The 13,945-nt window shown below is 39.2% G+C and carries 15 protein-coding genes and 1 other annotated feature; of the genes, 3 read left to right on the forward strand and 12 right to left on the reverse strand.

All coding sequences use genetic code 11. The annotated features are described in order from the left end of the window. Nucleotides 1–13: 13 nt before the first annotated feature. From PQQ29_RS13880 to PQQ29_RS13920, 9 genes are all read right to left on the reverse strand, one after another. Nucleotides 14–382, reverse strand: a complete 369-nt coding sequence (locus PQQ29_RS13880; protein WP_003764329.1) for a hypothetical protein — start codon at nt 380–382, stop codon at nt 14–16. Between the two features lie 107 nt (nt 383–489). Beyond that, complete coding sequence (locus PQQ29_RS13885) at nt 490–1,446, reverse strand: LacI family DNA-binding transcriptional regulator (protein ID WP_010991425.1); 957 nt, start codon at nt 1,444–1,446, stop codon at nt 490–492. Nucleotides 1,447–1,513: 67 nt separating this feature from the next. Next, nucleotides 1,514–2,848, reverse strand: a complete 1,335-nt coding sequence (locus tag PQQ29_RS13890) for a hemolysin family protein (protein ID WP_003772838.1) — start codon at nt 2,846–2,848, stop codon at nt 1,514–1,516. Between the two features lie 92 nt (nt 2,849–2,940). Next, nucleotides 2,941–3,630 carry an NAD-dependent protein deacylase gene (locus PQQ29_RS13895; protein WP_003772836.1) on the reverse strand — a complete coding sequence of 230 codons (690 nt, stop codon included), beginning with the start codon at nt 3,628–3,630 and terminating at the stop codon, nt 2,941–2,943. Continuing rightward, complete coding sequence (locus PQQ29_RS13900) at nt 3,623–3,913, reverse strand: helix-hairpin-helix domain-containing protein (protein WP_187983819.1); 291 nt, start codon at nt 3,911–3,913, stop codon at nt 3,623–3,625. Before PQQ29_RS13900 ends, PQQ29_RS13895 begins: the two co-directional genes overlap by 8 nt. Next, nucleotides 3,903–5,111, reverse strand: coding sequence for a multidrug efflux MFS transporter Lde (lde, locus tag PQQ29_RS13905; RefSeq protein WP_003772833.1), 1,209 nt, complete (start codon nt 5,109–5,111; stop codon nt 3,903–3,905). Before lde ends, PQQ29_RS13900 begins: the two co-directional genes overlap by 11 nt. Nucleotides 5,112–5,227: 116 nt before the next feature. Next, nucleotides 5,228–5,575, reverse strand: a complete 348-nt coding sequence (locus PQQ29_RS13910; protein WP_003764341.1) for an SH3 domain-containing protein — start codon at nt 5,573–5,575, stop codon at nt 5,228–5,230. An 18-nt stretch (nt 5,576–5,593) separates the two neighbouring features. Then, nucleotides 5,594–6,238, reverse strand: coding sequence for a fructose-6-phosphate aldolase (gene fsa / locus PQQ29_RS13915; RefSeq protein WP_003768664.1), 645 nt, complete (start codon nt 6,236–6,238; stop codon nt 5,594–5,596). Nucleotides 6,239–6,382: 144 nt separating this feature from the next. Continuing rightward, nucleotides 6,383–7,072 (reverse strand): Crp/Fnr family transcriptional regulator, encoded by a 690-nt coding sequence (locus PQQ29_RS13920; protein ID WP_003764343.1) that lies wholly within the window; start codon nt 7,070–7,072, stop codon nt 6,383–6,385. Between the two features lie 330 nt (nt 7,073–7,402). On the opposite strand from PQQ29_RS13920, the gene PQQ29_RS13925 reads away from it, so the two are divergent. Further along, complete coding sequence (locus tag PQQ29_RS13925) at nt 7,403–9,130, forward strand: ABC transporter ATP-binding protein (protein WP_003772831.1); 1,728 nt, start codon at nt 7,403–7,405, stop codon at nt 9,128–9,130. A gap of 52 nt (nt 9,131–9,182) precedes the next feature. Here PQQ29_RS13925 and PQQ29_RS13930 read toward each other — a convergent pair whose 3' ends face one another. From PQQ29_RS13930 to PQQ29_RS13940, 3 genes are all read right to left on the reverse strand, one after another. After that, nucleotides 9,183–9,434: a TfoX/Sxy family protein gene (locus tag PQQ29_RS13930; protein WP_185547627.1), complete on the reverse strand. Its 252-nt coding sequence runs from the start codon at nt 9,432–9,434 to the stop codon at nt 9,183–9,185. Nucleotides 9,435–9,452: 18 nt separating this feature from the next. Then, nucleotides 9,453–10,736: a serine--tRNA ligase gene (serS, locus tag PQQ29_RS13935; RefSeq protein ID WP_033838414.1), complete on the reverse strand. Its 1,284-nt coding sequence runs from the start codon at nt 10,734–10,736 to the stop codon at nt 9,453–9,455. 60 nt (nt 10,737–10,796) lie between these two features. After that, nucleotides 10,797–11,019: a binding site (T-box leader), on the reverse strand. 52 nt (nt 11,020–11,071) lie between these two features. Then, nucleotides 11,072–11,491: a pyridoxamine 5'-phosphate oxidase family protein gene (locus PQQ29_RS13940; RefSeq protein WP_003772827.1), complete on the reverse strand. Its 420-nt coding sequence runs from the start codon at nt 11,489–11,491 to the stop codon at nt 11,072–11,074. A 130-nt stretch (nt 11,492–11,621) separates the two neighbouring features. On the opposite strand from PQQ29_RS13940, the gene PQQ29_RS13945 reads away from it, so the two are divergent. Both PQQ29_RS13945 and pabB read left to right on the forward strand, forming a co-directional pair. Further along, entirely contained in the window at nt 11,622–12,194 is a 573-nt protein-coding gene (locus tag PQQ29_RS13945) for an anthranilate synthase component II (RefSeq protein WP_185484560.1), read from the forward strand. Continuing rightward, nucleotides 12,191–13,897, forward strand: coding sequence for an aminodeoxychorismate synthase component I (pabB, locus tag PQQ29_RS13950; RefSeq protein ID WP_187983818.1), 1,707 nt, complete (start codon nt 12,191–12,193; stop codon nt 13,895–13,897). Before PQQ29_RS13945 ends, pabB begins: the two co-directional genes overlap by 4 nt. Nucleotides 13,898–13,945 lie beyond the last annotated feature (48 nt).

Genomic DNA, 13,945 nt, shown 5'->3' on the forward strand with positions numbered 1-13,945 from the left:
ATAATTTCCTCCTTCAAGATTTAGCGAAGTTGTGATAATGGTGAGTTGTGTATCTCGCTTTTTTCTTATTTTCAGCTTTTTGAATATCTGAGCTATTAGTGCCTTTATTTTGAAGCAAATCCCGAAATTCGCGCAAATTAGCATGAGAATTCCCATTTATTTCAAATTCGATATTATCGCAGCTAAAAGTGAGCAGGATTTCCTCTTCTTCTCGAACTAAAGCAATCTGTCCTAATTTCGCAACTGGAAAAGTTTGCCGTTTTTTCATACCTAAGCTGAAGTTTTGGTCAAAAACAAGATAATCTCTATCGATGTAAAACTCTCCGAATTGATATTCCATTCCTAGGGCTGAACTAATTTTGCATACTCCATCTAATTTCATACCATTCGCCTCCTTCATCACCTTATATATTAGTTTTAAATGATGAAATGGGTTTCATGTCAAGCAATTTCATAAAAATATTTTAAAAATGAGGCGGCGACTAGCTTTTATACCGTTTTCCTTCTAATTAATTCATGTTCCACTTTAATTCGTTGTAATTTTCCTTGTTCAAAAATCGAAAAAGCATTTTCTCCTAATTTTTTTAGGTTATGATCAAGGGTTGTGATTTCAAGAGCCTTACCAATTGGGAGATTTTCTTGCCCTAAAATAGCGACGTCTTCTGGCACGCGTAACCCAAGCTCCTTCACATGGTACATAACACCCGCTGCAACCTCATCACCATTCGCATAAATCGCATCAGGCCAGTCTTTCCCTTCAGCAAAAAAGTATTTTCCAGCTTTTACACCATCTTCTAATGTATAGCACTCACTTAAAAAACGATTTTCACCAACTGGACCAAAAACCTGCTCATATGCGTTAATTTTCCCATATGTACTTGTGCTTTCCCGCGAGGCCCGTCCTGCTGTGAATGCCACTTTTTTATAACCTTCATCTTGTAAAAATTGAAACCCCGCGCGGTAGGCCTTTACTCGGTCAATATAGGAACAAGATACATCTTTGGACTCCACGTATTCACATGCAATAATGGGACCATAAGCAAGATATGGCAAAATCACATCCCAATTATTGGCACGCGAAGTAATAATTAGGCCATCCACCTGTTTCGTTTTAAGCCGCATCAAGTACTTTTCTTCTTCTTTCGGATCATATCCTGTTGGGAAAAGTGTCACCGAATAACGATTTTTAAAAGCTGCTTCTAAAATACCATTCACAATTTTGTCAAACCACGGATGATCATTATAAGGTATAATCACGCCAACCGTATTTGTTTTACCACGCGCTAAATCCATGGCGCTACGGTTAGGAGAATAGTCTAATTCATCAATAACAGCTTGCACGCGGGCTCTTTTTTCCTCCGCAACATACGGATGGTTATTGAGCACACGTGATACTGTCGTCACTGAAACTCCCGCTAATTTGGCTATGTCTTTAATATTTGGCATTTTAAAAACCTCATTCCTAAGAAAAAAGCGCGGACAGATTTCTCATACCGCACTTTTATTTTTATCATTAAGCCAGCTGTTCGAGTTCGCTTGTTTGAATGTCTTTTTCGACACGAACCGAAACCAGTCTAGCATCATTCATTTCTTCTACTGTAAATCGAAGGGTATCATATTCTACTACTACTTTATCATCTTCTTCCGGAATTGTCCCAGTTAAAGTAAGCACAAAGCCAGCTACAGTATCAACTCCACGCGCTGGAAGTTCCACGTGAAACATTTTGTTGAAATCATCTAGTGGCATGCGGCCTTCAACGATAAATGTATTATCATCAATTTTTTTGACTTCATCAGAAAACACATCATTTTCATCGTCAATTTCGCCAACAATTTCTTCTAATAAATCTTCTACAGTGACAATACCAGCTACGCCACCATATTCATCCATTAAAATTGCCATTTGATTTCTAGTTCTTTGCATATTCTTAAGTAAGTCATCAATAAACATCGTCTCTTGGGCAAAATACGCGTTTTTAACGAGCGATTTCACATCAATGTTTTCAAAGCCTGACTTTCTCGCTTCCGCAAAAAAATCTTTCATATGCAGAATACCTAGCACCGAGTCCTGGTCGCCTGTATAGACGGGAACCCTTGAAAAATTCTCACTTAATAATGCGTCACAAAGTTCTTCCGATTCTGTTTCGGCATCAATCATAAACGCATCTGTCCGTGGTACCATCACTTCACGCGCATATTTATTATCCATTTCAAATACACCACGAAGCATTTGTAATTCTTCTACCTCAATAATGCCGTCACGTCGACCGGTTTCAATCAGTAGCTGCATTTCCTCTCGCGTCATTTTTTCATTATCCGTATTTTTCTCCATTCTCGTTAATTTCACAAGAATATCTGTTGAAAAAGATAGGAATTTTACGAACGGACGAAGCACAACACCAACTGCCATAATTGGTCGTACAGAAACACGGGCAATTTTTTCTGATTTTTGGAGTGCTAAACGTTTTGGATAAAGCTCACCGAAAACTAACGTGATATAAGATAACACAATAGTTACGACGATAATGGATAACTCTTTCGCAAAACTGCTTCCGCCAAAAACCGATTCAAGCCTAGTCGCAATACTAGTCGCGGCTGACGCACTGGAAAAGAATCCAGCAAGCGTAATCCCAACTTGAATAGTAGCTAAAAATTTACTTGGATCATCTACGAGTTTAGCAAGCATTACGGCTTTTTTGTCACCGGTTTCTGCTTGGTTTTTCACCCGATTTTTGTTCAGTGATACAAGGGCCATCTCTGCTGAGGCAAAGAACGCGTTGAGCATTGTCAACACCACAATAAGAATTAACTGCAAGATAATCTGCTGACTCTCGGGGTCAGGGTTCATATGGAACTCTCCACTCCTTATTTTCTCAAAATATTCCGGACAATTTCCCGGTTAAGAAAATTTTATCACGCCACCCCCATTACTGCAAGGTTTCAAATCTCCGCAAAAACTTTCACAGCATCATTTTCTATCATTTCAAAAGGATATGGAAGCGAAATTCGTTCTTTATTCACAGCAAAAATTCGCGCTTTTTTATTCCGATAATCCGTTAAATTACAAAACGGACTCACGCGGAAAGAAGTGCCAACAATAACGATTAAATCGGCTTCCCGAATAGCTGCAAGTGACTGGTCTATCGCGCTTTCTGAAATCGCTTCTTCATAAAGCACCACATCTGGCCGAACGACCCCACCACAATCTGCATGGATGTCTGACTGTAAATAGTCGCTTGCTGAAACACTTCTTCCGCATTTTTGGCAATAGCAGTGATACAAACTACCATGAAAATTAACTACCTTCTTAGAGCCAGCTTTTTCATGAAGGCCATCAATATTTTGCGTAATAACAGTGACGTTTTTCTCCGCTTCGATTTCAGCCATTTTACGATGAATAGTGTTTGGGACAGCATCTGGATAGTACATATTTTCTGTGACAAATTGATAAAACTTCTCGGGTTCCCGCACAAGACACGTATGGCTAAGCATATATTCAGGGCTACTCATCCCCGCATACAAACCATTTTTCGAACGATAATCCGGAATTCCTGAAGGCACTGAAACGCCCGCTCCCGTTAGAAAAACAATATGTTCTGCTTGTTTAATCGCTTCTTTCAAATTATTCATCTTTTAAATTCCTTTCATTTATATGCTGTTTATCTTTCCAGTTCCACCATTTTCGTAAATCAACATCTTGCTCCGCTTCATCCGTTTCCGCAACATAGACTGCACAGCGATACGTATAAAGTACACAAGGATCCATTCTTTCGCCTCGTTTATCGCAAGTGTTTTCGTATAAATCAAGCGGATTCTTTCCTCTTAAATCAGCAACTTTTTCAATCCCAATTTCATTTAGCATTAATACCATTTTCTTGCCTATTCCGGGTAATTTTATTAGATCAGTTGGCATGATTTCCCTTCTCTCTATGCATTTTTCGGTTAAAATAAAAACTGATTAGTACATTGATAAAAATAAAACCAGCAACTACAAGGAAGACATCTCCGTAGCCAAAATGCGCCGCCACGCTTGATCCGACAAGCGGACCGATGACATTGCCGATATATTGAAAAGATTGATTATAACCAAAAATTCGACCGGAAATTTCGCGAGGTGTATTTTTAGTTAGTAGTGATTGGACTGCCGGAAGTAACGCACCATCTGTGAGACCTAATAAGAAACGCAAAATACCAAGTTGCATCGGATTTTGAGCGAAAGCCATTGGTATTTGTAGCAACATGGACCCGATGAGCGCGCCTAGCAGTATTCGTTCTGAACCAATTCGGTCGCCCCACCTTCCAAGTCGTGGTGCAGCAATCAAGGCTGCAACCCCTGGTACTGAAGCAATCATCCCACTAATAAAGGCAATGTTTTGCGCATTTCCCGCTAAATCCCGCACATATAATGTCAAAATAGGGTTCACGGAATTGGATGCAATTTGGATCATCATTGTCGTAATAAACAGCGAGATAATTAAGCCAGGATTTTTTAATGATAAGAAAACTTCCTTTCCTGACCGCATTTCCTTTTTTTCTACTGGTGTAAATTTCTCTTTAACAAAGAAAAGTGTTAAGAAAAAACTACCTAATAAAAGAGCGCCTGTAATGTAAAACACTGGTCTAACGCCAAATGAGTCAGATAGCGCTCCACCAATTAATGGACCGATTAATACGCCTGATACTGCTGCTGTTGATAGAGCACCGAGCGCCCATCCACTGCGGTGACGCGGAACTTGTGTTGCGATTAGCGCATTAGCCGTGGAAATGTATCCTGAAAATATCCCCATCAATAAACGTAAACCTACAAATTGGTAAACGTTGCTGACAAGTCCCATCAAAATCATTGCTATCGCCATTCCAAGTGCAGCACGTAAAAGCATAATGCGCCGTCCTTTTTGATCCGCTAATTTGCCCCAAACCGGCGACATAATTGCTGATACTAAAAATGTTGAGCTCAGTGCCACACCTGACCATAAACTTACTTGGTCGGGATTATGTACGCCGAGTTCTTCAATATATAATGGTAAAAATGGCATGATTAAATTTAATCCAGTCCCGGTAAGAAAACACCCCACCCAAACAACATACAAATTCTTCTTCCAATTTTCCATAAGTTCACCTAGATTCTTCTATCGTTATCCTTAATTATTCCACAAAAAAAGCGAAAGTAAAACTAAACCCTTCGCTTTTTTGCTATATTTACTTAAAATGTTCCACGTGAAACAATTTAGGATTCTAGATTTTCTCGTGGTACCCAGCCAGCTTCATTATCTTCCGTTACGCACCAAACCCAGCCATTAAGCTCTCGATTGCTTTCTAATTTATCCCCAGGTTTTACATTTAATTCGCGCGCCGAATAATCTTCTGTCACGGTCCCACTCTTTCCGTCACTGCCTAACTGAATAATTTGTTTTGGAACCCAGCCTTCTTTATCCGATGACTTCACTTTGCAAAAAATCCAGCCAGGGTATTCTGTATCTTCATCAAACACCCAAATAGACTCATTTTTATTAACAAAAAGTGGATTTGGATACTTGCTAATGTGTTCTTTTTTTACGATAAATGTTTGATTCATAGTTAGAAACCTTCCTCGTTATTTTTTAGCAGCTTCCCAATCTGCAAGAAACTTATCAATTCCGCTGTCGGTCAAAGGATGTTTTAACATTTGTTCAAATACTTTATAAGGCACTGTAGCAATATCTGCACCTGCCTTGGCACATTCAATGACATGAATCGGATGGCGCACGCTTGCTGAAATAATCTCTGTTGGGATACCATGTGTTTCAAAAATTTCTGCTATATCACGAATGAGCACCAGTCCGTCGTCACCAATATCATCTAAACGACCTAAAAACGGGGATACGTATGTCGCTCCTGCCCGCGCTGCCAGTAATGCTTGTGTAGCAGAAAAGACTAACGTGACATTAGTTTTAATCCCTTCTTCCGTCAAAACTTTTACTGCTGCCAAACCTTCACCTGTCATAGGTATTTTAACAACCATATTTGGATGGATTTTAGCAATGACTCGGCCTTCCTCAATCATCTCTTCCGCTTTCAAACTTACTACTTCGCCGCTAATCGGTCCGTCAACAATGGATGTGATTTCTTGAATAACCTCATTAAAATCGCGGCCTTCTTTGGCAACTAGTGATGGGTTCGTTGTAACACCAGCAATAAACCCCATTCTATTCGCCTTTTTAATCTCTTCTACGTTCGCTGTATCGATAAAAAATCTCATTGAAACATCCTCCTTTTCTATCAAGCGCTTTCAATTACAGAGCCATTATAACGCAAAAGATAAAATAATGCTTTCGAAGTGCTTTTTTCCACAAAAAAAAGAATGCAATTGAAGCATTCTAAAAAAGTTTCACGTGAAACAAAGTTATAAACGAGTTTTGTCCATCACTAGTAGAGGCTTAGGTCTATTTCTAATTATATCCTCTTTAATTAAATGCATGACTGTGTGAGCCACATATTCACGTGATGTATTGGTGTATCTTGCAAGAACTTCTTGCGTGACTTCTTTTGGTAGCAATATCCCGTTATCAGAAAACGTTCCTAGAGTTTGAGCGCATTTGAGAATGGCTTTGCGAATTCGTTCTTCTTTCTTTAAAAAGCTTAGTTTTGCAAAAGTATGTGCTTCCCGTAGTTCTTCTGCCATTACTTTAATCATGAAAAAGTTGTTCTCATCTTCCTTATCAAACACGGAAAACAAGAAATTACTATCTACTTCCATAACCTCTCCATGACCTAGACTTTGCATCGAAACATGCGGGCTCCATTCATCATAAAACAAATGGTAAAGTCCAAAACTATCTCCTTTTTGCAAGAAACGAACAATGCATTCTTTACAGTTTTCTTCTTCCAATTCTGCATCTTTTTCTACAATCATCCCGTATATGCCACTTAGAACAAAATATACTTTTGTCCCAGTCGGACTTAAACTTTCTAGAACCTCACCCTTCTTCGTGCTGATAACCGAGCAGTAGTCTTTGTAATTTGGATGTTCAAAGCACAGCTCCATTAATTTGCTAACCGTTAGATTGGATTCAAGCTCTTTTAAGAATAGCATACTCTCTCCTTTGCTATATAATATTGAAAAAACTACTCGTAATTATATCATAAACACTATATTGGAAATCTCGTTCATAGGCTTTCAAAAAATGCTGAAAACTCAATTTAAGATAACTATATTACATTGTTTATTATAATTCTTAATTTTTATCACTTATAAATGTGAGCTTTTGACATAAATTCGAATTTTTTGTTACTTTTCTTTAAATATTCAAATCGAGAAAATAATTCCATAACTACCACTTTAGACTGGTTTATTATTTGGTAAATTGATTATACTTAAAAAGTAAGCATTATATGGATGGGAAAATTAGGAAGGGTGAAATAAATGGATCAGAAAAAATATAGTTGGCGGAATTTTTTCCAGTTAATTATTAGTGCAAAGCCTGCAAATTGGATAATATTCTGCGCTTTAATCGCCAGTGTTGTAACTACTGTTGCTGGCCTTGTAGTCCCACTTTTTACAAAAAACTTAATTGATGGCTTTTCGATAGCTTCGTTAGATGTAAAAATGGTGGCTTTGATTGTTCTTGCATTTATTTTGCAAGCTATAACAAACGGTTTCTCGATTTTCTTGCTTAATTATATGGGGCAGAAAGTTGTAGCTACCATCCGCGAACGTTTATGGCGAAAAATCGTGCACTTGCCAGTTTCCTATTTTGATAATACAAAAACGGGTGAAATGGTGAGCCGCATGGTGAACGATACAGTCGTAGTCAAGGAACTAATTGCCGATCATTTACCGCAATTTGTAACAGGGATTATTTCCGTGGTTGGTGCGATTATTATCCTATTCTTTATGGACTGGAAAATGACACTAATTATCTTAATTGCTGTTCCGATTACAGCGTTAGTCGTTGCGCCGCTCGGTCAGAAAATGTTTAAAATCTCTAAAGGTCTTCAAAATGAAACAGCAGACTTCACTGGTTCCATTAGTCAAACCCTTTCTGAAGCGAGGCTCGTAAAGGCATCTAATGCGGAAACACGTGAAACAGAAGCTGGTCATAAAGGAATCAATCGCCTATTCGGATTCGGTATTCGAGAGGCGAAAGTTGTTGCCGTACTTGGACCTTTAATTTTCTTTGTTGTAATGGGAGTTATTGTTGGTATCATCGGTTACGGCGGGATTCGAGTTTCAGCTGGAACTATGACTACTGGTACATTAATCGCATTCTTGCTATATCTATTCCAAATTATCGTCCCAGTAACCTCTTTTGCAACGTTCTTCGCGCAACTTCAAAAAGCAAAGGGAGCGACAGAACGCATTGCAGATATTTTAAATGAAGCAGAAGAAGATTTCGATGCTGGTAAAAAAGTAGATGTGAGCGGAAAAACGATTCGCGCCACTGATATTTCCTTCTCTTACAATGAAGGTGAACCGATTTTAAAAGATGTTTCTTTTGATACAAAACCAGGGGAAGTTATCGCATTCGCTGGTCCAAGTGGTGGCGGTAAATCTACCTTGTTTGCGATTTTAGAGCGTTTCTATCAACCGAAAACTGGAGAAATTTTAGTAGGTGATATTCCTCTTTCTGAGATTTCGATTAACTCATGGCGCTCACAAATCGGTTACGTTTCACAGGAAAGTGCGATGCTTTCAGGCACAATTCGCGACAATCTTTGTTACGGTCTGGACCGAGAAATTAACGAAGAAGAGCTTTGGAATGTAGCAAAACTAGCTTATGCAGACGGCTTTATTTCCGAACTTCCTGACAAAATGGCAACCGAAGTCGGCGAACGTGGCGTGAAGCTCTCTGGAGGCCAAAGACAGCGAATTGCAATTGCACGAGCTTTCTTACGCAACCCGAATATTCTCATGTTAGACGAAGCGACAGCAAGCTTAGATAGCCAATCCGAACAAATAGTTCAACAAGCTTTAGCGAACTTGATGGAGGGGCGCACTACTTTTGTTATCGCTCACCGCCTTTCCACTATTGTTAATGCCGATCAAATTCTCTTTATTGAACACGGGGAAATAACTGGTCGGGGCACACATAGCGAATTAGTGGCTTCTCATCCGCTCTACGCCTCTTTTGCGGAACAACAATTAAAATAACTATTTCCCGGGAAATAAAAAAACGACGATGCGAATATGCATCGTCGTTTTTTTATAAGGATTGATGAAACTTTTTGAGTTCGATTTTCTTTGCTTCGTCTAAATCATGCCACCTGATGCCTTGTACGGCTCCTTCAAGCGCACATAGTTCACTTAAACAAACACTTGAATCATTTTCCCAAATACGTAAAAAGGCTGCTTTGCTTCCAACATTTTTTAGCTCAGCTGGGGTTTTTATCCCAGCTTTTATTAAGTCCTGCTCCAGTACTTTGCCAATGTTTGGTAATTCGCTAAGGTTCGCCATTACAGTTCCTTCTTCCATTTATTTTGGTAATTCGATTTTTTCGATACCGCCCATGTAACCTTGTAGTACTTTCGGAATGCGTACAGAGCCATCTGCCTCTTGGTAGTTTTCCAAAATAGCAGCGACTGTACGACCTAGTGCTAACCCGGAACCATTTAATGTATGCACGTATTCTGGTTTGCTTCCTGGTTCACGACGGAAACGAATGTTAGCGCGTCTTGCTTGGAAGCTTTCAAAATTACTGCAAGAAGAAATCTCACGGTAAGAATCATAACTTGGAATCCATACTTCTAAATCATATTTTTTAGCAGCAGTGAAGCCTAAGTCAGCTGTACACATGCTTAGTACGCGGTATGGTAATTCTAGTCGGCGCAATACTTCTTCTGCGTTTCCAGTTAATTTCTCAAGCGCCGCGTAGGAATCCTCTGGTTTAACAAATTGAACTAATTCCACTTTGTTAAATTGATGTTGGCGAATTAAGCCACGTGTATCACGACCCGCAGATCCCGCTTCAGAACGGAAACATGCGCTAAATGCTGTATATTTTCTTGGTAAATCTTCTGCTTTTAAAATGTCTTCGCGGTGGTAGTTTGTTACTGGTACTTCCGCTGTTGGGATAAGGAAATAATCTTCTGCTTCAATTAAAAATGCATCTTCTTCAAATTTTGGCAATTGACCAGTTCCAGTCATGCTCGCGCGGTTTACCATGTACGGTGGAAGCATTTCTTCATAGCCATGTTCATTCGAATGCAAGTCCATCATAAAGTTAATTAGCGCTCGTTCCAGTCTTGCACCTAATTTTTTATAAAAAACGAAGCGGCTGCCAGTTACTTTTGCAGCATTTTCGAAATCAAGAATGTCTAGGTCAGTTCCTAAGTCCCAATGAGCTTTTGGTTCAAAATCAAATTCGCGAACTTCACCCCATTTGCGGATTTCTACGTTATCGTCTTCCGATTCACCGACCGGAGTAGACTCATGCGGAATATTTGGAATCGACATTAAAATCGTATCTAACTTCTCGTCAATTTCTCTTAATTCGATGTCTAATGTTTTAATACGATCACCAACGACACGCATTTCTTCAATTTTAGCATCAGCATCTTGTTTTTCGCGTTTTAATTTAGCGATTTCTTGAGATACTTCATTACGCTGGCTTTTTAGCGCTTCTGTTTCCACAATCAGTGTACGACGACGTTTGTCTAACTCGCCAAATTTCTCAAATTCACCTAAATCTTCCCCGCGATTTTGCAACTTCTGCTTTACTTCTTCAAAATTATTACGTAACAACTTAACATCTAACATGCTAACTCCTCCTTTATTTTTTTCCATATAAAAAACTCCCGTACTTTCCCGAATTAACAGGAAAGGGACGAGAGTTAACCGCGTTGCCACCCTTATTGGGACTTAAAAAAATCCCCAGCTTCATTTAGGTTTAACGGACCCAGCCGGAATGATTTACTCGCAAAACTATGCTTTCCACCACTCACTCCAAGATGGATTCATAAGGAAACTTCACCAGTTCGCACCAACCACTGGCTCTCTTTAGAAATTCTACCTCATTACTACTTCTTGTCTTCGCTTTTCGTATTAATTTAAAGTTATTCTATCGCATATCCGCTTAAATTACAAGCAAATCTTTAACCAATTAAATCGAGCGTGTCTGGACCGTCATCATCAGAATTCAGTATTCTAATTTGTTCCGGAACAATTTTTATAACGACAAAGGATGGTGAATCTTCGCCTTGAAACCAGTCTTTAGAGATATTTTCCCAGATGCGTTCTTTGATAGATTCATCTTCTTCCAGTGATGCTAAACCATTGATTTCTAAAAAGGCAGATCCGGGGCTATCATAGCCAATTAAAACGCATACGTGCGGATTTCTACGGACTTCCTCTGTTTTCGGTAGTTCTTTTCCAGATGGTGTATAAAGTGTTAAGCCATCATGAAGAAACGTCATATATCTAGCGTGCGGAAAATCGCCTTGTACAGAGGTTAATACCCCAACTTGATGTTGTTCTAAAATGGCGAGAATTTTATCTTCTAGTTCATTTTCCATCTAAAACACCTTCCTTTGGTTATTTAGTGTACATTTCCACTTGTTTTCAGGCTTCAAACATTTCAGGCTTGTTATCTCCGTAGCTATTTGCTATAAAAGAGTATAACCGTTTTGACTAGGGGGATTTGAAGTGATTTTATTAATCGATCATAATGACTCATTTACATATAATTTATACCAATATTTTTTAGAGCTTAAGGAAGATGTGCGGGTAGTTTCTGCTAGAGATTTTTCGCTTCAAGCATTCGACCAATTAGCGCCTGAAATGGTTATTCTTTCACCCGGACCTGGTTCTCCAGATGATTTTCCAGAAAGTTTAGCTCTACTAGACAAAATTAACGTTCCCATTCTCGGGATTTGCCTTGGCCATCAAATGATTGGTCATTTTTTCGGGGCAAAAGTGGTTCAGGCGGACCTTCCTGTTCACGGAAAAACTAGTATTATCTCGCATCACGGTGAAGGATTATTTGCTGGACTGGATTCGAGATTCTCAGTTGCCCGCTATCATTCTTTAGTTATCGACCCAAATACTGTGCCAGCTGATTTGAAAGTGACCGCTGTAACAGATGATGGGGTTTTAATGGGTTTAGAGCATCTGACAAAAGCGATTTATAGTGTCCAATTTCATCCTGAAGCAATCCTATCTGAAAACGGACACGCAATTTTAGAAAACTTTGTACGACTGGGGAGAGCTGCCAAATGAGTTTATTACGTTTTGATTTTGAAGGTTCGGTAAAGATTTTTGAAAATCCACTTCGCGAACTGGTGGCACGCGATTTATCGGAAGTACTTCCTATTATGAAAGCTGCCGAAGAAGCCCAAAAATCCGGAAAATACGTTGCTGGCTTTGTTAGTTATGAGACCGCTCCTGCTTTTCGTAGTAATTTAAAAACCAAACAACCTGCCGAGAACATGCCACTTATCTGGTTTGGTGTATACGACAACTTCACGACTGCACCTACCGAAAACTCAGACACTGCACCACTTTCTTTTAAAATGGATACGGATTACCAGGATTATGCGGAAAAAATAGCACAGATTAAAGCGGAAATTGCTGCTGGAAACACGTACCAAATCAACTACACTGTTCGGCTTCAAAGTGATGTACCAAGTGAGTTTTCTGCCCAAGCCACTTTTGAATCGCTGCAACAAGTTGGAAAAGCAAACTATACAGCGCTACTTGAAACGGATGAATTTCAGATTATCTCCGCTTCACCCGAGCTATTTTTTAAATGGAAGGAAAACATCTTGACGACACGTCCAATGAAAGGCACCATTCGCCGCGGAAGTACGGAACAAGCTGACTTAGAAGCACATGATTGGTTAAAAAATGATCCTAAAAATCGTGCCGAAAATGTGATGATTGTTGATTTACTACGAAATGACCTTGGGATGATTGCAGTGCCCGGTAGCGTAAAAGTGCCTAAATTAATGACTTTAGAACCTTACCCAACAGTGTGGCAAATGACGTCTACTGTTACCGCAGAAACACCTCCTGATACTAGTTTAACCGCAGTTTTCGAGGCGCTTTTCCCTTGTGGTTCAATAACTGGCGCCCCAAAAGCCCGGACAATGGAAATTATTTCAGAGCTAGAAGATTCACCTCGAGGCGTATACTGTGGCGCGATTGGATTCCTAGAACCTAATGGAAATGCAATTTTTAATGTGCCAATTCGAACGATTTCCATTGCAGATAATAAAGCAACTTATGGTGTTGGTGGCGGTATTGTTTGGGATTCTGATGCCGAAAGTGAATTTTCCGAGATTCATGCAAAATCAGCCATTTTAGAAAAAGCAACTAAGTTTTCTTTAATTGAATGTTTACGCCTTGAAAACGGAGCGCTTTCCCGGATAGACTTTCATCTAAAACGGCTTCAAACAAGCGCAAATTTTTTCGGTTTTCCTTTTGACGGTGAAAAAATTGTGGAACTATGGCGGAAAACAGCGCGAAACAATCCAGCTGGAACATATAAATTAAGATTTTTACTCCATCCAAATGGCACGCACCTTTTAGAACTAACCGAAATAAGTACGCAAAATCAACAAATAACCGCGCAACTGGCAAAAAGTCCCGTCTCAACTGATGATTTATTCCTTTATCATAAAACCACTAATCGATCTGTTTATGAAGACATGAAAAGCACTGAAACCGAGGAAACATTGCTTTGGAATGAGCGTGGCGAGCTGACAGAATTTACTACCGGGAATATAGTTCTAGGTATAAAAGACTGTTTTTTCACACCACCAGTGAGTTCAGGTCTTCTCCCAGGTACCATGAGAGCAGATTTATTAGCAAAAAACAAAATTTCCGAAAAAACACTAATGAAAAAAGACCTTTTCGAGGCTGACTTTGTGTGGTTAATAAATAGTGTAAGAGGATTTGTAGAAGTAGAAATCAAACAATAATCAATAGGTTTTTTCACAATTAAAAAGTGATTTTCGACAGTATATTTG

The organism is Listeria innocua (genome assembly GCF_028596125.1).
Taxonomy (GTDB): Bacteria; Bacillota; Bacilli; order Lactobacillales; family Listeriaceae; genus Listeria; species Listeria innocua.